The organism is Hymenobacter frigidus, assembly GCF_014640435.1.
Classification (GTDB): Bacteria; Bacteroidota; Bacteroidia; order Cytophagales; family Hymenobacteraceae; genus Hymenobacter; species Hymenobacter frigidus.
Genome location: NZ_BMGY01000114.1, coordinates 1 through 565, shown reverse-complemented (window position 1 = coordinate 565; position 565 = coordinate 1). Strand labels below are relative to the sequence as shown.

Below are 565 nucleotides of genomic sequence, written 5' to 3'. Positions count from 1 at the left end.
GGCCGGCAAAAAAGAAAGTTGCTGCTGGTCTTGGTTCTTTCAAAAAGCCCCTTACCTTTGCACCCCGCCACGAATCAACCGGATTCACGGCCCAACAAGTCCACCGGGCTCCCACAATAAAAAGTTGCCACCGGGGCTTGGAAATCAAAATAAAGTATTACCTTTGCACCCCGAACAACGCTAACCGAGTGTTCTTCACCGCCAGCGAAACGAACGAAGCAAAAATAAACTTCCTCTTTCGCTTGCCAGGTTAAAACTTCTGCTTACCTTTGCACTCCCAATCGCAGGAACGGGAATTAAAAGCAAGCAAAACAGGCCGCTTCGGCAGCCGCACTATCACTTCAACTGGAAGCGATACACGTTCTTTGAATGTTTGGAAAAGACAAATAGTAAGGGTGGCCAACCGAAAGGGAAGCCACAGAAATTACGAACGTAACATCAAATTGAACTCGTCAAATACGAGTCGGATTAGCACTTGACATCAGCCCATGTTCGCATGGGTGTAGAGTATTTTACAATGGAGAGTTTGATCTTGGCTCAGGATGAACGCTAGCGGCAGGCCTAA

General features: G+C 47.4%; 1 protein-coding gene. It reads left to right on the top strand.

Translation table 11 applies throughout. From position 1 onward, the window contains the following. Positions 1-254, top strand: a 254-nt coding sequence (locus IEW17_RS21190; protein ID WP_229749189.1) for a hypothetical protein, incomplete at its 5' end; no start/stop codon positions are given. Positions 255-565: the final 311 nt, after the last annotated feature.